23 protein-coding genes are annotated in these 23,943 nt (G+C 66.1%); 8 read left to right on the forward strand and 15 right to left on the reverse strand.

Going from position 1 to position 23,943, the window contains the following annotated elements:
- Positions 1-31: 31 nt before the first annotated feature.
- A complete protein-coding gene (locus NL2_RS10880) occupies positions 32-2,383 on the reverse strand; it encodes a TonB-dependent receptor (RefSeq protein WP_245647655.1) in 2,352 nt (783 codons plus the stop codon).
- Between the two features lie 290 nt (positions 2,384-2,673).
- Between NL2_RS10880 and NL2_RS10885 the strand changes: the two genes are divergently transcribed.
- Positions 2,674-3,198: a MarR family winged helix-turn-helix transcriptional regulator gene (locus NL2_RS10885; protein WP_068074779.1), complete on the forward strand. Its 525-nt coding sequence runs from the start codon at positions 2,674-2,676 to the stop codon at positions 3,196-3,198.
- A 55-nt stretch (positions 3,199-3,253) separates the two neighbouring features.
- Here the strand turns inward: NL2_RS10885 and NL2_RS10890 are convergent, their stop codons facing one another.
- Together NL2_RS10890 and NL2_RS10895 are read right to left on the reverse strand one after the other, a co-directional pair.
- Positions 3,254-4,384 carry an amidohydrolase family protein gene (locus tag NL2_RS10890; RefSeq protein ID WP_068074782.1) on the reverse strand — a complete coding sequence of 377 codons (1,131 nt, stop codon included), beginning with the start codon at positions 4,382-4,384 and terminating at the stop codon, positions 3,254-3,256.
- The gene (locus tag NL2_RS10895; RefSeq protein ID WP_068074785.1) at positions 4,381-5,076 is read right to left on the reverse strand and encodes a nuclear transport factor 2 family protein; all 696 of its coding nucleotides are present in this window, start codon (positions 5,074-5,076) and stop codon (positions 4,381-4,383) included. The genes NL2_RS10890 and NL2_RS10895 overlap by 4 nt, the downstream gene beginning before the upstream one ends.
- Before the next feature lie 75 nt (positions 5,077-5,151).
- Between NL2_RS10895 and NL2_RS10900 the strand changes: the two genes are divergently transcribed.
- On the forward strand, positions 5,152-6,084 hold the full coding sequence (locus NL2_RS10900; protein WP_068074788.1) for an SDR family NAD(P)-dependent oxidoreductase: 933 nt from the start codon (positions 5,152-5,154) through the stop codon (positions 6,082-6,084).
- Between the two features lie 63 nt (positions 6,085-6,147).
- Positions 6,148-7,065 (forward strand): dienelactone hydrolase family protein, encoded by a 918-nt coding sequence (locus NL2_RS10905; RefSeq protein ID WP_068074971.1) that lies wholly within the window; start codon positions 6,148-6,150, stop codon positions 7,063-7,065.
- Positions 7,066-7,069: 4 nt separating this feature from the next.
- Here the strand turns inward: NL2_RS10905 and NL2_RS10910 are convergent, their stop codons facing one another.
- From NL2_RS10910 to NL2_RS10950, 9 genes are all read right to left on the reverse strand, one after another.
- The gene (locus NL2_RS10910) at positions 7,070-8,020 is read right to left on the reverse strand and encodes an SDR family oxidoreductase (RefSeq protein ID WP_068074974.1); all 951 of its coding nucleotides are present in this window, start codon (positions 8,018-8,020) and stop codon (positions 7,070-7,072) included.
- A complete protein-coding gene (gene nov2, locus NL2_RS10915; protein WP_068074791.1) occupies positions 8,017-9,504 on the reverse strand; it encodes a lignostilbene-alpha,beta-dioxygenase NOV2 in 1,488 nt (495 codons plus the stop codon). The genes NL2_RS10910 and nov2 overlap by 4 nt, the downstream gene beginning before the upstream one ends.
- Positions 9,505-9,580: 76 nt before the next feature.
- Positions 9,581-10,378: a CmcJ/NvfI family oxidoreductase gene (locus NL2_RS10920; RefSeq protein WP_068074794.1), complete on the reverse strand. Its 798-nt coding sequence runs from the start codon at positions 10,376-10,378 to the stop codon at positions 9,581-9,583.
- Positions 10,379-10,384: 6 nt separating this feature from the next.
- A complete protein-coding gene (locus NL2_RS10925; protein ID WP_068074797.1) occupies positions 10,385-11,350 on the reverse strand; it encodes a Gfo/Idh/MocA family oxidoreductase in 966 nt (321 codons plus the stop codon).
- Entirely contained in the window at positions 11,347-12,189 is an 843-nt protein-coding gene (locus tag NL2_RS10930) for a class III extradiol dioxygenase subunit beta (protein WP_068074800.1), read from the reverse strand. The genes NL2_RS10925 and NL2_RS10930 overlap by 4 nt, the downstream gene beginning before the upstream one ends.
- Complete coding sequence (gene ligA, locus NL2_RS10935) at positions 12,189-12,602, reverse strand: protocatechuate 4,5-dioxygenase subunit alpha (RefSeq protein WP_068074802.1); 414 nt, start codon at positions 12,600-12,602, stop codon at positions 12,189-12,191. Before ligA ends, NL2_RS10930 begins: the two co-directional genes overlap by 1 nt.
- Entirely contained in the window at positions 12,599-12,895 is a 297-nt protein-coding gene (locus tag NL2_RS10940; RefSeq protein ID WP_068074805.1) for a DUF2218 domain-containing protein, read from the reverse strand. The genes ligA and NL2_RS10940 overlap by 4 nt, the downstream gene beginning before the upstream one ends.
- Complete coding sequence (locus NL2_RS10945) at positions 12,892-13,929, reverse strand: amidohydrolase family protein (RefSeq protein WP_068074808.1); 1,038 nt, start codon at positions 13,927-13,929, stop codon at positions 12,892-12,894. The genes NL2_RS10940 and NL2_RS10945 overlap by 4 nt, the downstream gene beginning before the upstream one ends.
- Positions 13,926-14,735 carry an NAD(P)-dependent oxidoreductase gene (locus NL2_RS10950; RefSeq protein ID WP_068074810.1) on the reverse strand — a complete coding sequence of 270 codons (810 nt, stop codon included), beginning with the start codon at positions 14,733-14,735 and terminating at the stop codon, positions 13,926-13,928. The genes NL2_RS10945 and NL2_RS10950 overlap by 4 nt, the downstream gene beginning before the upstream one ends.
- 208 nt (positions 14,736-14,943) lie before the next feature.
- Here NL2_RS10950 and NL2_RS10955 point away from each other — a divergent pair, with 208 nt between their 5' ends.
- Together NL2_RS10955 and NL2_RS10960 are read left to right on the forward strand one after the other, a co-directional pair.
- Complete coding sequence (locus NL2_RS10955; RefSeq protein WP_068074813.1) at positions 14,944-15,333, forward strand: protocatechuate 4,5-dioxygenase subunit alpha; 390 nt, start codon at positions 14,944-14,946, stop codon at positions 15,331-15,333.
- Position 15,334: 1 nt separating this feature from the next.
- Complete coding sequence (locus tag NL2_RS10960; RefSeq protein ID WP_068074816.1) at positions 15,335-16,174, forward strand: class III extradiol dioxygenase family protein; 840 nt, start codon at positions 15,335-15,337, stop codon at positions 16,172-16,174.
- 28 nt (positions 16,175-16,202) lie between these two features.
- On the opposite strand, the gene NL2_RS10965 is transcribed toward NL2_RS10960, so the two are convergent.
- The gene (locus NL2_RS10965) at positions 16,203-17,357 is read right to left on the reverse strand and encodes a LysR family transcriptional regulator (protein WP_068074819.1); all 1,155 of its coding nucleotides are present in this window, start codon (positions 17,355-17,357) and stop codon (positions 16,203-16,205) included.
- Positions 17,358-17,456: 99 nt separating this feature from the next.
- Between NL2_RS10965 and ligK the strand changes: the two genes are divergently transcribed.
- The 3 genes from ligK (at position 17,457) to NL2_RS10980 (ending at position 20,213) form a co-directional block, all read left to right on the forward strand.
- Entirely contained in the window at positions 17,457-18,131 is a 675-nt protein-coding gene (gene ligK / locus NL2_RS10970) for a 4-carboxy-4-hydroxy-2-oxoadipate aldolase/oxaloacetate decarboxylase (protein WP_068074821.1), read from the forward strand.
- The gene (locus NL2_RS10975) at positions 18,124-19,215 is read left to right on the forward strand and encodes a 4-oxalomesaconate tautomerase (protein WP_068074824.1); all 1,092 of its coding nucleotides are present in this window, start codon (positions 18,124-18,126) and stop codon (positions 19,213-19,215) included. Before ligK ends, NL2_RS10975 begins: the two co-directional genes overlap by 8 nt.
- 125 nt (positions 19,216-19,340) lie before the next feature.
- Positions 19,341-20,213, forward strand: a complete 873-nt coding sequence (locus NL2_RS10980) for an amidohydrolase family protein (protein WP_068074977.1) — start codon at positions 19,341-19,343, stop codon at positions 20,211-20,213.
- 190 nt (positions 20,214-20,403) lie between these two features.
- Here NL2_RS10980 and clpB read toward each other — a convergent pair whose 3' ends face one another.
- Both clpB and NL2_RS10990 read right to left on the reverse strand, forming a co-directional pair.
- A complete protein-coding gene (clpB, locus tag NL2_RS10985) occupies positions 20,404-22,983 on the reverse strand; it encodes an ATP-dependent chaperone ClpB (protein WP_068074827.1) in 2,580 nt (859 codons plus the stop codon).
- A gap of 128 nt (positions 22,984-23,111) precedes the next feature.
- Positions 23,112-23,816 carry a DUF4197 family protein gene (locus NL2_RS10990; RefSeq protein ID WP_068074830.1) on the reverse strand — a complete coding sequence of 235 codons (705 nt, stop codon included), beginning with the start codon at positions 23,814-23,816 and terminating at the stop codon, positions 23,112-23,114.
- Between the last annotated feature and the right edge of the window lie 127 nt (positions 23,817-23,943).

The following is a 23,943-nucleotide window of genomic DNA, read 5'->3' on the forward strand; positions in this document are numbered from 1 at the left end:
AGGACGATAACGCGGATGTGTCGATATCGGCTCAGAATTTCTTCTTGACCGTGATCGCCCATTCGCGCGGACGGCCCGGCTGGGCCTTGATCAGCCCGGCGCCGGCGCCGGTCAGATCGAAGTTGGTCTGGTAGTAGTAGTGATCGAACAGGTTGGTGACTTCGACCGAGATGTCGAAGGCATGCGACACGTTCTTGTAGGTCAGGCGGGCATTGGCGATCGTGCGGCCAGGGATCTTGTCCAGCGCGGCGATCACCGGGTTGGCGTTGACCGTGGTGCTGCCCAGCAGGGCGCCCTGGTAGGCCGCGTCGAAACGCGGGGTCAGCGTGTCACCGCTCGTACCCATCGGGATCTCGTACTGGATGCCCGCGCTCCACTGCCACTTGATCGGCGGTTGCGGATTGAGCAAGCCGACGACGGCCGGATCGGACGAGCAGGCGTTGGTTTCACCCGCCGCCAGCGGGCGCACCACCTGGATCGCGACGCACTTCCAGTTCCACTTCACGTAGCTCAGCGAACCATCGATCTGCAGGCCCTCGACCGGTGTGGCGGCGAGTTCGGCCTCGAAGCCCTTGATGTCGGCGTTGCCGGCGTTCTGCGGCAATGCGCAGGGACCGGGGCCACCGAACTGCGGGCACGACAGCAGAGTCAGCTGGGCGTCCTTGAACTTGTTGTAGAAGCCCGAGACGTTGAAGCGCACGCGCTTGTCGAACAGGTCGCTCTTGAACCCGATTTCGTAGCTGGTGACCTTTTCGGGATTGAACGGCTGGGCCTGCGCCGGGTTGAACGGACGCGGACCGATGCCGCCGCCCTTGAACCCGGTGGCGACGGTCGCATAGACCAGCAATTCGGGCGAGAAGCGGTAATCGACCGAACCGCGATAATCGACCTTGTTGCCCGAGTACCGGCCGGTGACATTGTCCAACGCGCCAAGGAAGACGTTGGGCGTGACGCCGTCCGGCCCCTTGCGGAAGAACGTGTAGCTCTTCGATTCATCCGTATAGCGGATGCCGCCGGTCAGCGTCAGTGCCGGGGCGGGGTGCACGATCACCGTGCCGAACACCGCCTTGGACTTGCTGCGCACCGGATCGTTGCCGATGAACTGCAGCGGGATCGGCGCGTAGCGGATGTCCTGGAACGTGAAGTAGGTGGTCTTCTCGTCCGAATAGAACCCGCCCACGGTCGCTTCGGCGATGTCGCCGATCTTGGCGTTGAGGCGCAGTTCCTGGCTCCAGAACCAGTGCGTCAGGCGGTTTTCACCAAAGCCGATGTTGGCGGGCGACAGATCGTCGTCCGAATTGAACCGCGTCTTCCAGTTGCGATAGGCCGTGATCGAGGTCAGCTTGAGACTGTCGCTCAGCTTGAGGTCGATGTTGCCCGAAAGGCCGTAGCCCTTGTAGGTCGACTGGTTTTCCCCTTGCGTGCCGACCAGCGGGAAACCCGCCGCGACGGGGCCCTTCCACGTACCGGCTGGCTGGCCGGTGGTGGCATAGTTGCAGAACTGCCCGCAGATGAAGCGGCTGTCGTACGGCACGCCCGGCGCCGGGTTGGTGTTGGCGTTGTTGAGGTTGGCGTAGATCAGCACTTCGGGCGGATTGGTGCGCGAATCGTTCACGTAATCGCCGCTGAGCAGGATATCGACGCGATCGTCCGGGTTGTAGCGCAGCATGGCGCGGATCGCCTGGTAGCCGACCGAGCCATCCTTGCCGACCACGCAATCGCCGCCGGCGCGGGTGCTGGCGATGCCGCTGCCCGGGTTCGCGCAGCCATAGTCGATGCGATCGACGAAGCCTTCCTGGTGCGAGAACGTGCCCGAAACGCGTGCATAGAGCGATGGCGCCAGCGTGAAATCGGCGCTGCCGCGCATCTGGATGCGGTTGCGGCTGCCGTACGTCGCCTGCAGGTATCCGCCATCGGTGCCATTGGGACGGCGCGAGATGAACTTGATCGCGCCGCCTTCGGAGTTGCGCCCGGTGATCGTGCCTTGCGGACCGCGCAGGATTTCCACACGCTCGACATCGAGCAGGTCGAAGTTGGCGCCGGTCAGCCGCGGATAATAGACGTCGTCGATATAAAGGCCGACGCCGGGTTCGTAGGCGGGGTTGAAGTCGGCCTGGCCAAGTCCGCGAATCGTCGCGGTGAGCGACGGCCCGAACGATGCGCCCTGCGGCCGCAGCACCACGCTGGGCGCCTGGTTGGCGACTTCGGAAATGTTGGTCTGGCTGCGCGAATCGAGCATCGCGCTGGTCACGGCGGTGATCGCCAGCGGCGTATCCTGCAGCTTCTGCTCGCGGAACTGCGCGGTTACGACGATTTCTTCATTCTGCTTGGCCGGCGCATCGCTGGCCTGCGGCGCCTTGGCGTCCTGAGCAAAAGCCGGCATCGCCAGACCCATGGCGAGCGCAGATGCCCCGACCACAACGGCCAAGCGTCCATGCGATGAAATTCGAGTGGCGTTTGCCATAATCCCCTCTCCTGCTAGGGCCTCTTGAGGACCCGTTACGTTACCAAACGGTAGCACTATTGTTAGTAAGACATACAATTTTCGCGAAGGCAAGAGCCTCTGTGCTGCAGCAACAACTCTGCGGCATGTCTGCGCGGGGTGATGCGGAAATGGCACATTCGCACAGCGCCCCTTGCCCCCGGCGCGTGTGCGGGGGATAGAGACGCCCGATGAGCACGCCGCACCCGGAGATTCCCCCTGCAGTCGCCCCGATTATCTCGGCGATAGAGGCGGATGCCGCGACTGCGGTGCTGGTCGACCTGCTCAAGCTGGCGAGCCTGATCAACGGCCCGATGCGCGACATCGTGGCCGACCCGCTGGAAATGTCGCCGACCGAACTCAAGATTCTGCTCGCGCTGGGCGGAGAGGGCGAGCTGGCGGGGCACGATCTTTCGGAGATCATGGGCGTGCCGCCGATGAACGTCAGCCGCGCGATTTCCGGCCTGATCCAGCGCGGCTGGGTCGAACCGGGGATCGACCGCAGCAACCGGCGGCGCAAGCCGGTGCGGCTGAGCGCGGAAGGCCGCGCCGCGTTCCTGCGCACGATGGCCCCGATGAAGACCGTGGCCGATGGCTTGCTCGGCGGACTGAACGCGCGCGATCGCGCCACCTTCCGCCGTGCCGCGCAATCGATCCTGTCGCGGATGGCCGACTGGATGCATGAGCACCACGCCGAAGTGCAGCTGCACGGGTAGCGGCAAGCGCCTTCTCCACTTGCTTGGAGGCGGCACCGGCCCGCTGAAACAGGAACTAAGCACGCGGCAGGCGGAACACATGCTCGGCATTGCGGTGCATCAGCATCGCCTTGTGTTCGGCGCTCAGGTCCATCCGGTCGTACACCGCGACTTCGTCGGAACTTTGCTGATAGGGATAGTCCATCGCATAAAGCACGCGGTCGGCGCCCATCTGCTCCATGCAGAATTTGATCGCAGGCTCCCACGCCACGCCGCTGGTGGTGATCCAGATGTTGTTGCGGAAATAATGGCTGACGGGGTGTTTGAGCGTGACCGCCGGCTGCCCGCCGCGCAGGCCCGCCACGCCATCGGCATTGTACTGCATCCAGTCGAACCGGTAGATCTGCGTCGGCATGCCCTCGCCAAGATGGCCGATCACCAGCCGCAGCTTGGGAAAGCGATCGAACGCCCCCGAAAAGATCAGCCCCATCGTGTGCACCCACACATCGTGCGGAAAACCTGCGAGCGCGCCGTAGAAACCGCGTGCCTGATAGTGCGGCGCGTTGAACGGCGCGGTCGGGTGAATATACAGCGCGGCATCGTGCGCCTCCAGCGCCTCGAGAATCGGCCAGTACGCCGCCTCATCGAGATAATGCCCTTGGAAGTGCGAGTTGAGCACCGCCCCATTGAGCTTCAGCTCGCCCATCGCGCGCCCGATCTCGCGCACCGATCCGGCCACGTCGCGCGGATCGAACGCGGCGAGCGCGGAGAACCGGTCGGGATGGCGGTGGCAGGCGTCGGCGGCGATGTCGTTGGCCTCGCGCGCCAGCGCGGTGCCCTCACCCGGCCGCACCACCTGCACGCCCGGCGCGGTCAGCAGCAGCAGCTGCCGGTCGATGCCGTACTCGTCCATGTGCGCCAGCCGCGTTGCGTCCAGATCCTGCAGCATCGCCTGCAGCCTGGGCATGCCGGCGAACATGCCCGCCATACCGAGCGAGGCATCGTCGACCGATCCGCTGGCGAGATAGTCGGTCTGCGCCTTGACCAGCGCGGGAAACGTCCACGCCTCTTCGGTGGCGATCCGCTTGTAGGGCGCGGCGCGGTCGATTTCGCCCGCAGGCGGAGCCATGCCGATGCGGGCGCGCACGCCCCGTTCTTCCGCATGGCCGCGTAGCCCCTGCTCGCTGCCGTCGGGAAGCAGGCTCACTTTTCCGCCCCCGCCAGCACCGCGCCGAACTTCGGGTGGGCGAAATGCATCGGCACGTCCTGCCGGTGCGGCCAGGTCTGGCGGCGCTTGTCCTCGGGCAGCAGGCGATCGGGGCCCAGCGGGTTTTCGGGGTACGGCACCAGCAGCGGTTGCAAATGCGCGACCGTCCTGGCCCAGCCGGTTTCGTAATCGCCCTGCCACTGCATCATGTAGTCCAGCCGCTTGATCTTCCACGTGCCGTTCTCGCGCACGTAGTCGTTCTCGTAGATGCCCGCTTCCATGAACTGCAGCGGCAGGCCCTCGGGCTTGAAGGTGCGGCTTTCGTGGCTGCCGCCGAACAGCATGCCGCGAAACCGGCCCTTGGCGGTCTGCCGATCGGGCGCGACGGTGATGATGTCCTGCATCTGGAAATGGTCGAGCAGGAAGCCATAGGCGGGTCCGTCCTCGCCCGGGGCGAGGAAGAAGTTCTTGAACCACGTGCCGTAGAGCCGCCTGATCCCGGCGTGCCCGACATAGACGCCGGACAGGAATGTCACCTCGCCATCCTCAGCGAACAGTTCGGCGACATCGTCGGGCCGGTTGAAATCGATGTAATAGCCATAGGCCCAGTGCAGCCGTCGGATGGCGTTGGCATCCTCCAGTTCGCCCACGCGGTTTTCCAGCGCGGCAAGGCGCGTTTCGACATCGCTCATTTCGACTCTCCCAAGCGCGATCTTTGTATGCAACACTAACAATTGGGAGCGTGATTGCGAGAGGAAAAATCGGATATGCCACTACAATCAGACGGCAGCTGGGCAGGACAGGTCGCGTTCGTCACGGGCGGCGTGTCAGGCATAGGACTGGGCATCGCGCAGGCGCTGAGCGACGCGGGGATGCGGCTGGCGCTCAGCTATCGCAACGAACAGTACCGCGACCATGCTGCGGCGTGGTTCGCGCAGCATGGTCGCGAGGAACCGCTGTTCGTGAAGCTGGATGTGACCGATCGCGCCGGCTTTGGCGCCGCCGCCGATGCGGTCGAGGCGCATTTCGGCGCGGTCCACGTGCTGGTCAACAACGCCGGAGTCAGCGTGTTCGGCCCGACCGACGAGGCGAGTTACGCCGATTACGACTGGATCATGGGGGTCAATTTTGGCGGGGTGGTCAACGGGCTGGTCAGCTTCCTGCCCAAGATCAAGGCCGCCACCGGCAAGCGCCACGTGGTCAACGTCGCGAGCATGGCGGCTTACCTCTCGGGTCCGCAGGCAGGCATCTACACCGCCAGCAAGTTTGCGGTGCGCGGTTTGACCGAATCACTGCGCTACAATCTGGCGCCGCACGGCATCGGCTGTTCGCTGATGTGCCCGGGCCTCACCCGCACCAACGCGTGGGATTCCGCACTCAAGCGGCCCGGTGACTTTGCCGGCAGCGGCTTTGCCGAGCCCGACCGCGCCGAACTGGAGCAGTTCGGCACCGCGTTTGCGCTGGGCATGGATCCGTACGAAGTCGGCCGCAAGACGATGGCGGGGATGGACACCAATGCCGGGCTGATCCTGACCCACCCCGAATTCGCCGACGATTTCGCCGAAATCTACCGCGACAGCCTGGCCGCGCTGCCCGATGAGCCGGCGCCCGACGGTCGGCTGGAGATCGAGCGACTGCGCCGCGAGGCCAATCGCGCGGCGGCGGCGGGCAAGGCGATCGGCCTGGGCGATTTGACCTAGCCGGTCGTCGCCCGCACCGCTAACCTCACGGTGACGGACGGGAAACGAGGAGTGCTGCGCGCCATGTGCGATGACGTTACCGAAACCGAAGCCACCGCATTTCTGCAAGGCACTCCCCGCCAAAGTGCCGCGATGTCGCGCCGCAACTTCGGCAGGGCAAGCGCCGCGGCGGCCACCCTCGCGGTGGTGCCCGGATGCATGGCCAAGCCCGCCCCGCGCCGCGCCGCCGGCAAGACCGCCTCGCGCAAGGTCACCATCACCACGCCCGACGGCACCGCCGATGCGTTGTTCGTCTATCCCCGGAAGGGCACCAACGCCGGGCGCCATGCCGCCGTGGTGATGTGGCCCGACATTGCCGGCTTGCGCGATGCCTACATCGCCATGGGCACGCGGCTGGCCGAAGCGGGCTATGCGGTGCTGGTGGTCAACCAGTATTACCGGTCCGCCCCCGCGCCGATCCTCAACACCATGGCCGAATGGCGCACCGATGCCGGGCAGGCCAAGCTCAAGCCGATGATCGCCGCGATCACGCCCGATGGCATCACCCGCGATGCCGGGGCGTTCGTCGCGTGGCTCGATCGGCAGGCCGAAGTCGACACCGCGAAGAAGATCGGCACCTGCGGCTATTGCATGGGCGGACCCTATACCTTCCGCACTGCCGCAGCGGCCCCGGCGCGCGTCGGCGCAGTCGCCTCATTCCACGGCGCGAGCCTGGTCACCGAAACGCCCGACAGCCCGCACCTGCTGATCGCGAAGTCACAGGCGGCATACCTGATCGCGATCGCGCAAAACGACGATGAGCGCCAACCCGACGCCAAGACAGTGCTGCGCGCGGCGGCCGATGCGGCGAAGCGCGCAGCTGAAATCGAGGTCTATCCCGCCCAGCACGGGTGGTGCACGATCGACGCGCCGGTTTATGACAAAGTGCAGGCCGAGCGCGCGTGGGCGCGGATGCTGGCGCTTTACCAGCAGGCGCTCTGACGCGTCACGATGCGGAAATGCTGCACTTTATGCTGCGCAGCATTTCCGCGTTGTCCACGATCATCTGGCGCACCGAGCGCGGCTTGCGGCCGGTCAACCGCTCGACGTCGTCGCTGATCACGGCGAGGTAGCCTTCGCGGATCGCCTGGCCGAACGTGACCATGTCGTCGCTGTTCCACGGGATGCCGCCGACGTCCTGATTGTCCACCGGGCGGCGCGGGATGCCCATCGCGTCGAACACCGCGTACTGCGCGTCGTCATCGACCGGGATGTAGGCCAGCGGTCGGCCGGTCACTTCAGCCATGATCGCGGTGACTTCGGCGAATGTCTGCAGTTCCGGCCCGGTGACGTTGTAGACCTGCCCTTCATGCCCCTCGCCCGCCAGCACCTCGACCGCGCAGTCGATGCAGTCGTCGCGCCAGACCATGGCCTCTCGACCGGCACCGGCATTGCTGATCCACTGCCCGCTGGCCATCACCCCGGGGCCGGCCATCACGATCATCGCGTCGGCATAATGCGCGTCGCGCAGCATCGTCCAGTCGAGGCCGGAGGCATGGATCAGCCGCTCGGTCTCGATATGATCGTGGCGCACTTCGGCGGGATTGGCCGGATCGTCGATCCCGACGAAGCTGGTGTAGACGATATGGCGCAAGCCTTGCGCCACCGCCGCGTCGATCGCCGCCCGGTGCTGTGCCACCCGCGCGCCGACGCGCGTTCCGCTGATCAGCAGCAGCGTGTCGCCGCCTGCCATCGCAGGGCCCAGCGTTTCCGGCCGGTCATAATCGCCATAACGCACGGTGCAGCCCTGCGCGGCGCGATCCGCGAGTGTGCCGGGCGTGCGCGTGATCAGGATCAGGTCGCTTGCCCGGCCCAGCGCGATCAGCCGGTCGGTCGCGCCGCGCCCGTACTGGCCTGACGCGCCGGTGATGACGATCTTGTGGCCAGGCCGGGTCACGCTGCCGCCGCAAGCTGCTCCGCCGAAACCCACCAACCGTGGACTTGCGGGCGCAGGCGGGCCGGAATCGCCACGGTTGCGACCGGCCCGGCGCCCAGCGCGCCGCCATCGATCACCCAGGCGAAGTGATCGAACGCGTTGTCGCCGGTCTGGTGATCGACGATCGCGACCAGCCATCCCAGCTGCCCCGGATCGGCGGCAGGCACATGCACCGGCTCGTTGATCGACCAGCCCGGCGGCAGCGCCAGCGCATCGACCACCTGGCCGGGCTGCGATCCATCGGCGCCGAATTCCAGCCGCACCACCATGTTGAACATCGCGCCGACCGGCCCCCCGGCCACCGGCGGCCCTTTCATCTGCGGATCCATCGTCAGCATCCAGCCGAATTCGTTCGGCCGGCCCTGCTGCGCCGCCGGGATCAGCGGAAAATCGCCCGGCGGGCCGATCACCGTTTCCTCCACCGCATCGGCGGTGCCGTTATAATCCACCGTCCAGCGGGTCAGCGCGCCCTGGATGTCCCACGGTGCGATGTTGATGCCCGAGGCGGCCTGGATGAACGGAAACGCGTTCACGTTGGACAGGCACTGGTCCAACACGATGCGACCGGCGGCATCCTCGTGCGCGTTCATCATGTGGTAGCAGGACACGCCCTTGGGGCCCTTGAACCAGCGCATTTCGGCCACGTCGCCGTAACGCGGCATCACGCCCAGCCAGCTGTCGCGCTCCATCTCGTGGATCCAGTGATCGCCGCCCGCCTTCAGGCGATCGAGATCGGCGGTGGTCGGATAGACCGGGAACAGCGCATAATTCTCGGTAATGGTGAAGTCGTGCATCATCGCGCAATAGGGCGCATCGAACCACTGTTCGCGCACCAGCTTGCCGTTCCGGTCGGCGATGCAAAAGGCGACCTTGGTCGAGGCCAGCCCATCGCATTCGTAGCCGAAGAAGAACATCTCGCCGCTGACCGGATCGATGCGGACATGCGCGGTCATCGTGCCCGATTTCAGCGCACCGTCGAAATCGTAGCTGCCTTTCGTCTCCAGCGACAGTGGATCGACGCGGTAGGCGCGGCCATCTTCCTTGGTCATCAGCAGCTTGCCCGCGTGCCACACCGGCGTGGTGTTGGCGACGGTGCGGTCGCCCCCCGCCATGTCGGCATCGTCGGTAAACGCATTGCGATAGCGCCCGAACCGCGCCCGGCCCGCTTCCGCCTCGGCCTTGAACCGCGCGGTCTCGACGTAGCGCAGGATGAAGTCGGCCGTGCCAGCGTCATTGAACGACAGGCGGCTGACCATGCCATCGCCCGACAGCACATTGTCGTCGGCGAACTTGGGCGGATAGTGCGGATCGGGGACGGCGCGGTAGAACGATCCGCGCACTTCTGCAGGCAGGGTGCCCTGCACCGCCAGTCCGTGCAGTTCGACCTCGCGGCCGACAGGCTGGTTCAGCCCCGTGAAATGGGGGGTCTGGGGAAAGCCGCTCATCCTCACCAATCCTAACTATTGTTACGGTTGGTGTAGCGCGTTCCGGCGAGAGTTCAAGAGGTTCAGGCCTACGGGCTCAGGCCCACCAGTAGGCGGTGGCGCGCATCTCGATGCTGGTGCGCGGCGGGGCATCGGCCGGGCAATCGGGCAAGTCGAACGCCACATGCGGCACGTGGTGCGCGCGTTCGGAATCGCTGTCCTTGGTCTTGAACAGGATCGCCTCGTCGCGGGTGAGGTTGGGGAAGAAAAGCCAGCGGTGCGCCGGGTTGTGCGCCACGACGTAGGATTCGAACGACCATTCGGGCTTGCCCGGTTCATCGAACACCGCATCGGCCACGATCAGGTCGGCGGGCGACAGGCTGCGCGCATCGCACAGCGCCAGCGGCACGTCCTGCGGCGGCGCGGACAGTGCGCGCCACACGTTGTACTGGGCATAGCGGAGGAACTTGCGATCGGTCCCCCGCGCAGCGAACATCGCGGCGGTTTGGTCCGAGACATCGATATGCGCGAACCGTGCGGGCATCGAATTGTTGAGCGTGCCCGCCTTGCCCGATTTCTCGCTGAACCGCAGCAGGCCGGGGCTGGACACCACCACAAGATCGGCCCCGGTTTGCGCCTGCACCAGCGCCTCGATCTCCAGCTTGTGGATGGCCGCGACTTCGGCCCTGTCGGCAAAATCGCGCACCGCGCTGGCGTGATGGACCAGCTCGAACCCCTCGCGATCGATGGTGCAGCCTGCCGCGCGCGCATCGCCGATCGGCATCGGCATCGGCGTGATATCCACTTCGTCACGATCGTGCGCGTTGGCGTAATAGCGCGGCCGGGCCAGCGCCCGGCCCGAGTAAGCGATCCGCGCGGTGATCGGTGTGCCCATCGTATACTACCGCGCCGCCTCGAGCTGCTGTTCCAGATCGCCCAGCACGCGATAGCAATCGAGCACTTGCCCAACCGACGAATTCGGCTCGCGCCCTTCGCGGATCGCAGCGACAAATTCGCGGTCCTGCAGTTCGATGCCGTTCATCGAGACCGCGACCTGGCTCACGTCGATCGGCTCTTCCTTGCCGTTCACCAGATCGTCGTAGCGCGCGATGTAGGTCGCGGTGTCGCCGATGTAGCGGAAGAACGTGCCCAGCGGCCCGTCGTTGTTGAACGACAGCGACAGCGTGCAGATCGCGCCGCGCTCGCTCTTCAGCTGGATCGACATGTCCATCGCGATGCCCAGCTCGGGATGGATCGGCCCTTCGATGGCATTGGCGGCCACGATCCGGCCCGCCTGGTAAGCGAACAGATCGACCGTGTGCGCGGCGTGGTGCCACAACAGGTGATCGGTCCAGCTGCGCGGCTCGCCCTTGGCGTTGATGTTGCGGCGGCGGAAGAAATAGGTCTGCACGTCCATCTGCTGCAGGTTCAGCTCGCCTGCCACGATCCGGTTGTGCACGTACTGGTGCGACGGGTTGAACCGCCGGGTATGCCCGACCATGCAGGTGAGGCCCGTAGCCTTCTGTCTGGCGACCACCGCCTCGGCATCGGCCCAGCTGTCGGCCAGCGGGATTTCGACCTGCACGTGCTTGCCCGCGTCCATGCAGGCGATCGCCTGTTGGGCGTGCATCTGCGTCGGCGTGCACAGGATCACCGCATCGACATCGTCACGCGCCAGCGCGTCCTCCAGCTCGGTGGAGCTGTGTTTCGCACCATACTTGGCCGCAACCGCGGCGGCCTGTTCGCCGGTACGGCTGATGATCGAGACGATCTCGACCCCGTCGATCTTCTGCAAGCCATCGAGGTGCTTTTCCCCGAACGCACCGGCTCCGGCCAATGCTACCCTGACGGGACTCGCGATGCTCATGCTACCGGCTCCAGCACGATATGCCCGATGGCGGTGTTGCTGCACGGCACATGGTAGTGGCGGTGGAGCAGTCTGGTCGCCTTGCCGAGCGCGCCGCGCATGATCAGCCACATCACCATCTCGATCCCCTCGCTGCCGGTTTCGCGCAAGTATTCGATGTGCGGCACCAGCCGCAGCGCATCGCTGTCGCCGATCAGGCCATCGAGGAACCGGTTGTCCCATTCCTGGTTGATCAGCCCGGCGCGCGGGCCCTGCAACTGGTGGCTCATCCCGCCGGTGCCCCAGATCTGCACGTTGAGATCTTCGGGATAGCTCGCCACCGCGCGCGCGATCGCCTCGCCCAGCGCCCAGCAGCGGTTGCCCGACGGCGGCGGGTAGGTGACCACATTGACCGCCAGCGGGATCACCTTGACCGGCCACGCGGCGGGCGCGCCATACATCATCGTCAGCGGCACGGTCAGGCCGTGATCGACGTCCATCTCGTTGATGATGGTCATGTCGAATTCGTCGAGGATCAGGCTTTGCGCGATGTGCCACGCAAGGTCCGGATGGCCCTCCACGTCAGGCACCTTGCGCGGGCCCCAGCCTTCGTCCGCCGGCTTGTAGCTTTCGCCGCAGCCGATCGCGAACGTGGGAATGATCTTCATATCGAACGCGGAGGCGTGGTCGTTGTAGACCAGGATCACCACGTCGGGCTTCTGTTCGGCTTCCCACGCCCTGGTCCATTCGTACCCGGCAAAGATCGGGCCGAAGTAGGCATCCTTGTCCTTGCCGGTATCGGCGGCGACGCCCAGCAGCGGCACGTGGCTGCTGCCGACGCCTGCGGTAATCCGGGCCATCAGAAGTTCCCCTTGATCGAGCGCTGGCCTTCCGGCGAGCGCCCGCCCGCGACCATCATCGCGGTGTAATCCTCGAAATTCTTGTCGGTCATCGTCGAAACGGCCTGCGCAAAGCTTTGCCCGTCGGTCGAGAACAGCTTCGACAGGAAATAGACGTTGCCGCCCAGATCGAGCAGCGTGTTGTAATCGCGCGCCAGCAGCGCCGCCTTCTGCGCGTCGGACAGCTTCCATTCGTCGAGATAGGCGCGCTCGTCGGCCTTGAACCGCTCGCGGTTTTCCGCCTTCATCAGGCTCATCGCGAACTGGTTGAGGTGATAGCCCTGTCGTGCGCGCTTGGCGGTGAACACGCGCGTGCCGGGAATATCCTCGAACTCCGCCAGATAGGCGTGGATGTCGGTGGTCGGCGTGCTCATGCGGCATCGTCCCAGCTGTAGGAAAGCGGCGCCTCGCGGAAGGCGAAGCGATCGAGATGGACCTGGATGACCCCGCGCATGCGCGCGTCGTCCTCTGCCCCGGGCGTGGTCAGCGTGATCGCGATGCCATCGTCGCGAACATCGAACGCGGCGGCGGCGGCATCGGAAAACGGCACTTCGCCGTGCCCGTCGGCATACGTCGTGGCAAACTTGTGCGACCAGTGCTTCACCAGCTGCTGGACATAACGCGCGCCCGATGTGGTGGGCGCGAACCCGTGACTGATCATGCTCATTTGCCCATCGCCTTCAGTTTTGCATCAAGCCGGGGGAACACGCGCCGGGCATTGCTCTCGAAGATCGCGTGGCGCTGATCCTCGGGGATCGACAGCGCATCGACATAACGCTTGGTGTCATCGAAATAATGCCCGGTCTGCGGATCGATCCCGCGCACCGCGCCGACCATTTCGCTGCCGAACAGGATGTTCTTGCTTTCGATCACTTTCGCCAGAAGATCCACGCCCGGCTGGTGATAGACGCACGTATCGAAATAGACGTTGTTCATCACGTGGCCCGCCAGATCGGGCTTCTTCAGCATATCGGCCAGCCCGCGATAGCGTCCCCAGTGATACGGCACCGCCCCGCCACCGTGCGGGATGATGAAGCGCAAGCTGGGGAACCGTCCGAACAGGTCGCCTTCGATCAGCTGCATGAACGCGATGGTATCGGCCGCGATGTAATAGGCGCCGGTAGCGTGCATCGCCGGGTTGCAGCTGCCCGAAACGTGGATCATCGCAGGCACGTCCAGCTCGCACATTTTCTCGTAGAACGGGAACCAGTATTCGTCGGTCAGCGGCGGATGGCTGAACTTGCCGCCGCCGGGATCGGGGTTGAGGTTGCAGCCGATAAAGCCCAGCTGGGTGACGCAGCGGTCCAGCTCCGCCACCGACGAGGTCATGTCCGCCTCGGGCGATTGCGGCAGCATGCACACGCCGGCGAATGTCTCGGGATAAAGCCCGACCACGCGTGCGATCAGATCGTTGCACACTTGCGCCCATGGCACCGCCACGCTCTGATCGCCGACATGCGGCGCCATGGCGCTCGCACGGGGCGAAAAAATTGTCATGTCCGCGCCGCGCTCCTTCAGCAGGCGCAGCTGGTTGGCCTCGATCGTCTCGCGGATCTCGTCGTCGGAAATGTCGGGGTACGGCGGGGCGGCGGTGCCCGCCTTGAACGCGGCCTTCTGCGCCTCGCGCCATTCATCGTGCGCCTTTGGCAGCACGGTGTAGTGGCCGTGGCAGTCGATGACCAAAGTCCTGTGCTCGGTCATGCGACCTTACTCCTTTCAGGTGTGTTCGCGGCCATCGCGCGTTGGCGGATCACCGTGCCCGTCGTCATCACCGGCTCGACACCCAAGGCGATGAGTGTGCGGGCGGATTCTTCCATTTCGGCGGCGCGGCGCAGGCCATGCGTGGTCATGCGTTCGATGTTGTAGGCGGCGCGTTCGGCCCAGCCTTGCGCCTTTTCGCTGGCATCGAGCGAAGCGAACACTTCATCGGCCACGCCGGCTGCTTCGGCGGCCAGCACCATTTCGGCGGTCAGCGCCTCGATCCCCTTGACCATCACCGACCGGATCATCTTGATCGCCGAGGCCCGCCCCACCTCGCTGCCGACCACGCGCACGTTGGCAAAGCCGACGCCGCGAAGCAGCGTGGCCGCCCGCTCCGCATACGATCCCGAAACCAGCAGCGGCACGTTCATCCGCGCGGGGTTCACCGGGGCCAGCACCGCGACATCGACGTAAAAGGCCCCCGCCGCCTCCACCGCGCGCGCTGCGGCGCGCTTGGTCTCGGGCGCGACCGAGTTCATGTCGCACCACAGCGCACCGGTTGACAGCATCGACGCGGCCTGCTCGGCCGCGTCCAGTGCTGCATCGGCGGTGACCAGCGACAGCACCAGCGGCGCGTCCGCGAGCGCCTCGCGCGCATCGGCGCAAGTGACCACGCCAGCCTCGTCCATCGCCGGGCGACGCGACACCGCAATGTCATACGCACGCGCAGCCTGTTCCCACCCCGCCGCGCGGGCGAAAGTCGATCCGGCCTCGCCAAAGCCGATCAGGGATAGCGTGTGCAACATGCAGCGTCTCCTGCGCCCGCGCGAGGTGGCGCTGCCAATCGGAACTGCCCGTCGGTGATAAGCTGTGGCTAATCGGCCATAAATTTGTGCATTCGCGCGACCTGTCGGTCGCGGTTTGACCTGGATCAAGGCAGCTGGCGGGTTCGTGCCGTCAATTTGACCGGCTTCGCGACGGGGTGACCGGCGCTTTTTCGAGGGACCCCTGCTGATGGCCACCCGCGCCGCTTATGCCCCGCCCGCTTCCCCGCCGATCGAAGGTACGACGCTGTTCGACGGAGCGGTAGCGCAGCGCGGCTATGCGCTCAACGCGATGTGCTATTCGTTCAACGCCGCCGAAAACCGCGAGGCGTTCCGCGCCGACGAGGCCGCCTATTGCGAGCGCTTCGGCCTCACCCCCGAACAGCGCGCGGCGGTGGCGGCGCGCAACGTGCTGGCGATGATCGCGGCGGGCGGCAACATCTACTACCTGGCCAAGCTGGCCGGGATCTTCGGCCTCAACGTGCAGGATGTCGGCGCGCAGCAGACCGGGATGAGCGTGCCCGCGTTCAAGCAGATGCTGCTTGACCAGGCGGTCGCCACCCCGGCCGGAGCGCAGTGACATGGCCGAGATCGTGGGCGGCTATTTCACCAGCCACGTCCCCGCCATCGGCGGCGCGATCCAGCGCGGCGACCAGTCCGAACCTTACTGGCAACCATTCTTCGCCGGTTTTCCGGCGGTGCGCGACTGGCTCGCCGCCGCCCGTCCCGACGTTGCGGTGGTGTTCTACAACGACCACGGGCTGAACTTCTTCCTCGACAAGCTGCCGACCTTCGCCGTCGGCGCCGCGCCCGAATACCGCAACGCCGACGAAGGCTGGGGGCTGCCGGTGTACAAGCCGTTTACCGGCCATCCCGCACTGAGCTGGCACGTGATCGAACAACTGGTGGCGGACGAGTTCGACGTGACCACCTGCCAGCAGATGCTGGTCGACCACGCGCTGTCGATCCCGTTCGAGCTGGCCTGGCCCGATGCCGACGCCTGGCCGGTCAAGCTGGTGCCGATCGCGATCAACACCGTGCAGCACCCGCTGCCATCGGCCAAACGCTGCCTGGCGCTGGGCCGCAGCGTGCATCGCGCGCTGGCATCGTGGCCGGGGCGCGACCGCATCGTGGTGATCGGCACGGGCGGGCTGTCGCACCAGCTCGACGGTGCGCGCGCCGGGTTCATCAACCAGGACTACGACCGGTTCTGCCTCGATTCGCTGGCAGAGAACCCCGACGCGCTGACCCACGATTCGATCATCGAGATCGTCCGCCAGTCCGGCACCCAAGGCGTGGAAATCCTCAACTGGATCGCCGCGCGCGGGGCGCTGGGGCCGGTCGCGCGCGAGGTGCATCGCAACTACCACGTGCCGATCTCGAACACCGCAGCGGCGACGATGGTGCTGGAACGGCCCTGACGGCTGAAACTCCCGAGTATGGCGCAGATCAGCCGCCCACTTGACCCGCCGCCCAGTCGAGATCTGCGAAGAACTGGTCCTGCAGTCGCGTCGGCCGCCAGCCGGCGCGCGTGGTCACGCCGATGGTGCGGCCCAGTGCTGGCGGCAGGTCGGCGATGCGCGCCAGCCAGCCGGCCTGCAGTTCCACCTCCACCTGATCGGGCGACAGCAGCGTCAGGAAATCGCTGTCGATCAGGATCTGGCGGATGGTCATCACCGATCCCGATTCGACCGGAACCGGCGGCGGCGGGCACCCCGCTTCGCTGAACAGCCGCTCCCACGAATCGCGCAACGGCGCGCCGCGCGCCGCGATCGTCCACGGATAGCGTGCCAGATCGGCAAGGCCCGGCGCCGTGGCTTCCAGCGGATGCCCCTTGCGCCCGATCACGGCGGGCATGTCGCGAAACAGCGCGCGCTGGGCGAATTCGGGTTCAACCAGCGGTTCGCGCAGCGCGCCGATCATCAGGTCCAGCGTCCCGTTGCGCAACGGCTCGACCAGATCGGACCGCGCGCCCTCGGTGATCGAGATGCGCACATTGGGGTGGCGGCGCAGGAACCGCGTGACCGCCGCCGGCAGCACCCGTGCGCGCGACAGCGGCATCGCGCCGATGGCGATGCGGCGTGTTTCGTGGCCGTTCAGCGCCGCGATTTCCGACAGCCCGGTCTCCAGCTCGCCGCGCGCCAGCCGGAACCGCCGCGCGACCAGCGTGCCCGCCTCGGTCAGCATCACGCCCTTGCCACGCCGCACCACCAGCGGGCGCCGCATCGCCAGCGCCAGATCGTTGACCGCGCGGTGCAGCGAAGGCAGCGACAGCCCGGTAATGATGCTCGCGCCCGCATAGCTCCCGGCATCGGCGAGCGCTAGCAGCGCGCGCAGCCGCGCCATCGTCACGTGTGGGCTGGCGATATGCGTCAGTGCGGCGCGGATGCGCGGCACCAGCACACCCGCCGCCTCGGTCGGCACCATGCCGTTGTGGCGCCGCTCGAACAGTGGCAGGCCGAGCTGCGCCTCGATCCGCCCGAGCGCCTGCGTTATGGCCGGTTGCGACAGGTTGACCGCCAGCGCGGCGGCATTGATCGTACCCAGTTCGGCGATATTGGCGGCGGCGGCCAGGTGGCGCAAGTTGAATTGCCAGATCGACATCGCATCATCATTAGCCAAATCCTATGCCTTGACCAGTGTTCCTCCTTCCCCGCATCCCGGCGCGGGCACATGAGGTTCGACCAATCAGGAGAAGCGCGCATGTCGGGTATCGTCGTCCAGAACATCGAGCGGGCCGACCCGGCCGTTATCGACGGCCTCGCGCATTGCGGCGTCGCCACGGTGCACGAGGCGCAAGGCCGCACCGGCCTGCTCGCGGCCTACATGCGCCCGATCTATCTGGGCGCGCGCATCGCCGGATCGGCGCTGACGATCAGCGCGCCGCCGGGCGACAACTGGATGGTCCACGTCGCGATCGAGCAGCTGAAGGCCGGCGACATCCTCGTGATCGCCCCCACATCCCCTTGCGAAGATGGCTATTTCGGCGATCTTCTGGCCACATCGGCGCAGGCGCGCGGCTGCCGGGGGCTGATCATCAACGCCGGCATCCGCGACGTGAAAGACCTGACCGAGATGAACTTCCCGGTGTGGTCGAAGGCGGTGTTCGCGCAAGGCACGATCAAGGCCTCGCTCGGCTCGGTCAACGTGCCGGTGGTCTGCGCAGGCGCGCCGATCGAGGCGGGCGACGTGATCGTCGCCGACGATGACGGCGTGTGCGTGGTCAGGCGCGGCGATGCCGCCACGGTGCTGGCGGCAGCTCAGGCGCGCGAAGCCAATGAAGGCGACAAGCGCCGTCGCCTCGCCTCGGGCGAGCTGGGCCTCGACATGTACAAGATGCGCGAGAAGCTGGCCGAGATGGGACTGAAGTATGTCTGAAGGACGCGCAAGCGGTCGCGAAGGGCACGCGAACGGTTCCGCGCGCTGCATGTGGATGCGCGGCGGCACTTCCAAGGGCGGCTATTTTCTCAAGTCCGATCTGCCCGCCGACACGGCGCAGCGCGATACGTTTTTGCTAAGTGTGTTGGGAAGTCCCGACCCGCGCCAGATCGACGGGATGGGCGGCGCCGATCCGCTGACCAGCAAGGTTGCCGTCGTTTCGAAGTCGGAGCGCGATGGAATCGATGTCGATTACCTGTTCCTGCAGGTGTTCGTCGATCAGGCCATCGTCACCGACGCGCAGAACTGCGGCAACATCCTGGCGGGCATCGGCCCGTTTGCGATCGAGCGCGGGCTGATCCCGGCCACCGGCGATGAAACGCGCGTGGCGATCTTCATGGAGAACACCGGGCAGGTCGCGGTCGCCACCGTGCGCACCCCGGGCGGCGTGGTGACATATGCGGGCGACGCCGCGATCGACGGCGTGCCGGGCACCCACGCGCCGATCCCGCTGGAATTCCGCGACACCGCCGGATCGAGCTGCGGCGCGCTGCTGCCCACCGGCAACGCGGTCGATACCGTTAATGGCGTGCCGGTCACGCTGATCGACAACGGCATGCCGTGCGTGGTGATGAAGGCCACCGCCGTTGGCATCACCGGGTACGAGGACCGCGACACGCTGGACGCCGATCTTGAACTTAAAGCGAAGATCGAGGCGATCCGCCTGATCGTCGGCCCGATGATGAACTTGGGCGACGTCACGGACAAATCGGTGCCCAAGATGATGCTCGTCGCCCCGCCCCGCAACGGCGGCGCGGTCTGCGTGCGCAGCTTCATCCCGCACCGCGCGCACGCCACGATCGGCGTGCTCGGCGCGGTCAGCGTAGCCACCGCCTGCCTGATCGAAGGTTCCCCCGCCGCACAAGTCGCGCACGTGCCCAAGGGTTCGCGCAAGACGCTGTCGGTCGAACACCCCACCGGCGAAATGAGCTGCGTGCTGGAAACCGACGCCAGCGGCACGGTGGTGAGCGCGGCACTGCTGCGCACCGCGCGCAAGCTGATGGACGGGGTGGTGTTCGGATGACGGCGGGGGAAGCGGGCGTCCTTCGACAGGCTCAGGACGAGCGGAATTTCTGTGACACGCAATAGATCCGCTCATCCTGAGCCTGTCGAAGGATGCCAGCCAACCCCTGCGAAATCGAGAACGCCATGACCGAAAACCGCATCACCAGCTGGCACGCCGCCCCATCGAAACCGCGTTACACCCCGCCGCCGGGCGCGGTGGATGCGCATTGCCATGTGTTCGGGCCGATGGCGCAGTTCCCGTTCAGCGCCAAGGCCAAGTACCTCCCCGAAGACGCCGGGCCGGACCAGCTGTTCGCCTTGCGCGACCATCTCGGCTTTGCCCGCAACGTGATCGTGCAGGCCAGCTGCCACGGCACCGACAACGCCGCCACGCTCGACGCGATCGCGAAGTCGCACGGGAAAGCGCGCGGCGTCGCGGTGGTCGATCCGGCGATTTCGGAAGCCGGGCTGGCGCGGCTGCATGAAGGCGGGATGCGCGGCATCCGCTTCAACTTCCTCAAGCGGCTGGTAGACGATGCGCCCAAGGACAAGTTCCTCGACGTCGCCGCGCGGCTGCCCAAGGGCTGGCATGTGGTGATCTATTTCGAGGCCGATATCCTGGAAGAACTGCGCCCGTTCATGGACGCGATCCGCGTGCCGCTGGTGATCGATCACATGGGCCGCCCCGACGTAAGCCAAGGCCCCGACGGACCCGACATGCAGGCGTTCCGCGCGCTTCTGAACAGCCGCGACGACATCTGGTTCAAGGCCACCTGCCCCGACCGGCTCGATGCTTCAGGCGATCCGTGGAACGAATTTGCCAACGCCGTCGCGCCACTGGTCGCGGACTATCCCGACCGCTGCCTGTGGGGCACCGACTGGCCGCACCCCAACATGCAGGATGCGATCCCGGACGACGGCCACCTCGTCGACATGATCCCCCGCATCGCCCCCACGGCGGAACTGCAGCGCAAGCTGCTGATCGACAACCCGATGCGGCTGTACTGGGCGGATTGAGCGCCATTTCCTCACCCCTTCCACCAGAGTCTGGTGGTATTGAATTGACCTGCCCATTTCCGCTCGTGTCGAGCGCAGTCGAGATACGCCACACGACCAGCCAACTTGGTGCAGCATCCCTCGACGTTGCTCGGGATGAGCGGGAATGGGAAAATCTTATCGCCTTGGCAGGAGGGGCGTTAGGTCCGCGTCACTCCACCTGCATCGCCAGCGCACCGTCGCCTTCGTCGATGTGCACCGTGCTGCCATCGGGCACTTCGCCGCGCAGCAGCTTTTCCGCCAGCGGATCCTGCAGGTAGCGTTGCACCGCGCGCTTCAGCGGCCTTGCGCCATAGACGGGATCGTAGCCCACCCGGCCCAGCCAGCGCTTGGCCGCATCGCTGAGGTCGAGCACGATCTTGCGGTCCTTGAGCAGCCTGGCCACGCGCGACACCTGGATTTCCACGATCGGCGCCATGTGATCCTGCCCCAGCCGGTGGAACAGGATGATCTCGTCCAGCCGGTTGAGAAATTCGGGGCGGAAATGGCCGCGCACCACTTCCATCACTTGCGGTTCGACCACGCTCACGTCCTCGCCTTCACCCAGGCTGGCCAGATACTGGCTGCCGAGGTTGCTGGTGAGGATGATCAGCGTGTTGGTGAAATCGACCACGCGGCCCTGCCCGTCGGTCAGGCGGCCATCGTCCAGCACTTGCAGCAGCACGTTGAACACATCGCCGTGCGCTTTCTCGACTTCGTCGAACAGCACCACCTGATAAGGCCGCCGGCGCACCGCCTCGGTCAGCACGCCGCCTTCGTCATAGCCGACATAGCCCGGAGGCGCGCCGATCAGGCGGCTGACGCTGTGCTTTTCCATGAATTCGGACATGTCGATGCGCACCATCGCGCTGTCATCGTCGAACAGGAATCCGGCGAGCGCCTTGGTCAGTTCGGTCTTGCCCACGCCCGTGGGGCCGAGGAACAGGAAGGAACCGAGCGGCCGGTTGGGATCCTGCAGGCCCGCCCGCGCGCGGCGAACGGCCTTGGACACCGCGATCACCGCATCTTCCTGCCCGATCACGCGCTGGCCGATGACCTTTTCCATGTTGAGCAGCTTCTCGCGCTCACCCTCCATCATCCGGTCAACCGGGATGCCGGTCCACTTGCTGACGACGGCGGCGATGTCCTCGGCGTTCACTTCCTCGCGCAGCATCGCGTTGTCGGCGATGCCCTCCGCCTCGACCAGTTGCTTCTCCAGTTCGGGGATACGCCCGTAAGCCAGCTCGCCCGCTTTCGCGAGATCGCCGCCGCGTTGCGCCTGCTCCAGCTCGATCCGCGCGGCGTCGAGCGCTTCCTTGATCCTGCCCTCGGCGGCAATCTTGTCGCGCTCGTTCTGCCAGCGGGTGGTCAGCTCGCTCGATTGCTGCTCGAAGTTGGCCAGATCGCCGCGCAACGTCGCCAGCCGGTCTTTCGATGGCTGGTCGGTTTCCTTGGCGAGCGCCATTTCCTCGATCTTCAGCTGGATGATCCGGCGGTCGAGGTTCTCGATCTCCTCGGGCTTGCTTTCCACTTCCATGCGGATGCGGCTGGCCGCCTCGTCCATCAGGTCGATTGCCTTGTCGGGCAGGAACCGGTCGGCGATGTAGCGGTTGGACAGCGTGGCGGCGGCGACGATTGCATTGTCGGCAATGCGCACGCCGTGGTGCAGCTCGTACTTCTCCTTCAAGCCGCGCAGGATCGAGATGGTGTCCTCGACCGTCGGTTCGCCGACGAACACCGGCTGGAACCGCCGCTGCAGCGCGGGGTCCTTCTCGACGTACTTCTGGTATTCATCGAGCGTGGTCGCGCCGATGCAGTGCAGTTCGCCGCGCGCCAATGCGGGCTTGAGCAGGTTGGAGGCATCCATCGACCCTTCGGATGCACCCGCGCCGATCAGCGTGTGCATCTCGTCGACGAACAGGATGATCTCGCCTTCGGCGCCCTTGACCTCGTCGAGCACCGCCTTCAGCCGTTCCTCGAACTCGCCGCGATACTTCGCGCCGGCGATCAGGCTGCCCATGTCGAGCGCCATCAGGCGGCGGTCCTTCAGGCTGTCGGGCACGTCGCCATTGGCGATGCGCAGCGCGAGGCCCTCGGCGATGGCGGTCTTGCCCACGCCGGGTTCGCCGATCAGCACCGGGTTGTTCTTGGTGCGACGGGCGAGGATCTGGATGGTGCGGCGGATTTCCTCGTCGCGGCCGATCACCGGGTCAAGCTTGCCGTCGCGCGCCGCCTGGGTCAGGTCGCGCGCGTACTTCTTCATCGCGTCATAGGCGTTTTCGGCGCTGGCGCTGTCGGCATTGCGGCCGCCGCGCAGTTCGCTGATCGCGGCCTCGAGCGCTTGGGGGGTGACGTTCGCGGCCTTCAGCGCCTGCCCCGCCGTGGTCGTGGTGGCCAGCGCCAGCGCGACCAGCATGCGTTCCACGGTGACGAAGCTGTCGCCCGATTTGGCCGCGATCTGTTCGGCCTGGTCGAGCAGCCGCACGGCGTCGTTGTCGAGGCCCGGCGTCTGTTGCGCGCCGCCGCCCGACACCGCCGGGATTTTCGCCAGCGCCTTGTCCACTTCGGCCTGCGCGAGCACGGCGTTGCCGCCGGCGCGCTGGATCAGGCCGGAACACATGCCCTCGCCGTCTTCGAGCAGGGCTTTCAGGATATGTTCGGGGCCGATGCGCTGGTGGTTGTTGCGGATCGCCACGGTTTGCGCCGCCTGCAGAAAGCCCTTGGCGCGATCGGTGAATTTTTCGAGGTTCATGGTGGTTCGAGTCCTCCTGTGACGCAGGAGATAGTGTTGCTGGAATGCAACACAAGGACATCGATCAAATTTCCCCTCGTCGGAGAAATAATGCGCTCAAGCTCGATTGGCTCCCCGTGGCGGAACGATCAGAACTTCAGCGCCCCGTTCAGCAGCGACCCCGCCTTGCCCAGCGGGTTGGCGCGCAGGCGGCCTTCCTCGGCGCCGATGTACTGGAAGATACCCTTGAGCGCCTGTTCGGTGACCGAATTGCCCAGCTTGTCGTGCGTCAGGCCCGCCGTGCTCAGCAGGCTGGACTGTTTCGACAGCGCATCGAACTGGCGAAACGCGCCCACTTTGACCAGCGCCGCGTCGATCAGCGGGCGCACCCGCGCGTGAAGATCGGTGCCGGCGGTGCGCTTGAGGTACTGGGTGCCGCCGTCGCTTTGCGAGACGAGGCCGGGCACGTCGGTGATCTGCAACCGCGAGATCGCGCTGCGGAAGATCGGCTTGGCCTGCGCCGCCGCCTGCCCCGCCGCATCGTTGAGCTTGCGCGTGATCCCGTCGGTCAGCCCCAGCTTGTCGGTCGCGCCCATGACCGAACCGAGCGCGCCGCCCAGGCCGCCACCCAGCCCGAGCAGCGGCAGCGCGATGCGGATCGCGGTGTCGCTGTAGAACGCGCCGGGCACCGCCAGCTTGTCGAGCGATGTGTCGGACGCGTTGGCGAGCAGGCCGGTGATGCCGCCGCCCAGCCCAGCGGCGCGTGCCGGAGCGGCAAACGGCACCGATGCCATCGCCGCGACAAGCCCGGCGAGGAACGTCCGGCGTTGCGCCTCGAATTGCGACGATTCCATGTGCCCGCACCCCTGTTGTGTTTTCGACCCGGTCGTTGGTTTCGACCCCGCCTGCAGCGTCCCACAATCGATGATAGCTGGCAACGCCAGCTTGGTCCGCCTTGGCAGCGATCGCGCCATGCACATC

The sequence above is a fragment of the Novosphingobium lentum NBRC 107847 genome, from assembly GCF_001590965.1.
GTDB classification, from domain to species: domain Bacteria; phylum Pseudomonadota; class Alphaproteobacteria; order Sphingomonadales; family Sphingomonadaceae; genus Novosphingobium; species Novosphingobium lentum.

Bases quoted from the DNA above. Each gene is read 5' to 3' on its own strand.
- NL2_RS10940 (WP_068074805.1), bottom strand. From the start codon at position 12,895: ATGAGCATGATCAGTCACGGGTTCGCGCCCACCACATCGGGCGCGCGT.
- ligK (WP_068074821.1), top strand. From the start codon at position 17,457: ATGTCGGGTATCGTCGTCCAGAACATCGAGCGGGCCGACCCGGCCGTT.
- NL2_RS10905 (WP_068074971.1), top strand. From the start codon at position 6,148: ATGTGCGATGACGTTACCGAAACCGAAGCCACCGCATTTCTGCAAGGC.
- NL2_RS10925 (WP_068074797.1), bottom strand. From the start codon at position 11,350: ATGAGCATCGCGAGTCCCGTCAGGGTAGCATTGGCCGGAGCCGGTGCG.
- nov2 (WP_068074791.1), bottom strand. From the start codon at position 9,504: ATGAGCGGCTTTCCCCAGACCCCCCATTTCACGGGGCTGAACCAGCCT.
- NL2_RS10895 (WP_068074785.1), bottom strand. From the start codon at position 5,076: ATGAGCGATGTCGAAACGCGCCTTGCCGCGCTGGAAAACCGCGTGGGC.
- NL2_RS10950 (WP_068074810.1), bottom strand. From the start codon at position 14,735: ATGTTGCACACGCTATCCCTGATCGGCTTTGGCGAGGCCGGATCGACT.
- NL2_RS10990 (WP_068074830.1), bottom strand. From the start codon at position 23,816: ATGGAATCGTCGCAATTCGAGGCGCAACGCCGGACGTTCCTCGCCGGG.
- ligA (WP_068074802.1), bottom strand. From the start codon at position 12,602: ATGAGCACGCCGACCACCGACATCCACGCCTATCTGGCGGAGTTCGAG.
- NL2_RS10920 (WP_068074794.1), bottom strand. From the start codon at position 10,378: ATGGGCACACCGATCACCGCGCGGATCGCTTACTCGGGCCGGGCGCTG.
- NL2_RS10945 (WP_068074808.1), bottom strand. From the start codon at position 13,929: ATGACCGAGCACAGGACTTTGGTCATCGACTGCCACGGCCACTACACC.
- NL2_RS10965 (WP_068074819.1), bottom strand. From the start codon at position 17,357: ATGTCGATCTGGCAATTCAACTTGCGCCACCTGGCCGCCGCCGCCAAT.
- NL2_RS10975 (WP_068074824.1), top strand. From the start codon at position 18,124: ATGTCTGAAGGACGCGCAAGCGGTCGCGAAGGGCACGCGAACGGTTCC.
- NL2_RS10930 (WP_068074800.1), bottom strand. From the start codon at position 12,189: ATGGCCCGGATTACCGCAGGCGTCGGCAGCAGCCACGTGCCGCTGCTG.
- NL2_RS10880 (WP_245647655.1), bottom strand. From the start codon at position 2,383: ATGCCGGCTTTTGCTCAGGACGCCAAGGCGCCGCAGGCCAGCGATGCG.
- NL2_RS10900 (WP_068074788.1), top strand. From the start codon at position 5,152: ATGCCACTACAATCAGACGGCAGCTGGGCAGGACAGGTCGCGTTCGTC.
- NL2_RS10980 (WP_068074977.1), top strand. From the start codon at position 19,341: ATGACCGAAAACCGCATCACCAGCTGGCACGCCGCCCCATCGAAACCG.
- clpB (WP_068074827.1), bottom strand. From the start codon at position 22,983: ATGAACCTCGAAAAATTCACCGATCGCGCCAAGGGCTTTCTGCAGGCG.
- NL2_RS10960 (WP_068074816.1), top strand. From the start codon at position 15,335: ATGGCCGAGATCGTGGGCGGCTATTTCACCAGCCACGTCCCCGCCATC.
- NL2_RS10955 (WP_068074813.1), top strand. From the start codon at position 14,944: ATGGCCACCCGCGCCGCTTATGCCCCGCCCGCTTCCCCGCCGATCGAA.
- NL2_RS10885 (WP_068074779.1), top strand. From the start codon at position 2,674: ATGAGCACGCCGCACCCGGAGATTCCCCCTGCAGTCGCCCCGATTATC.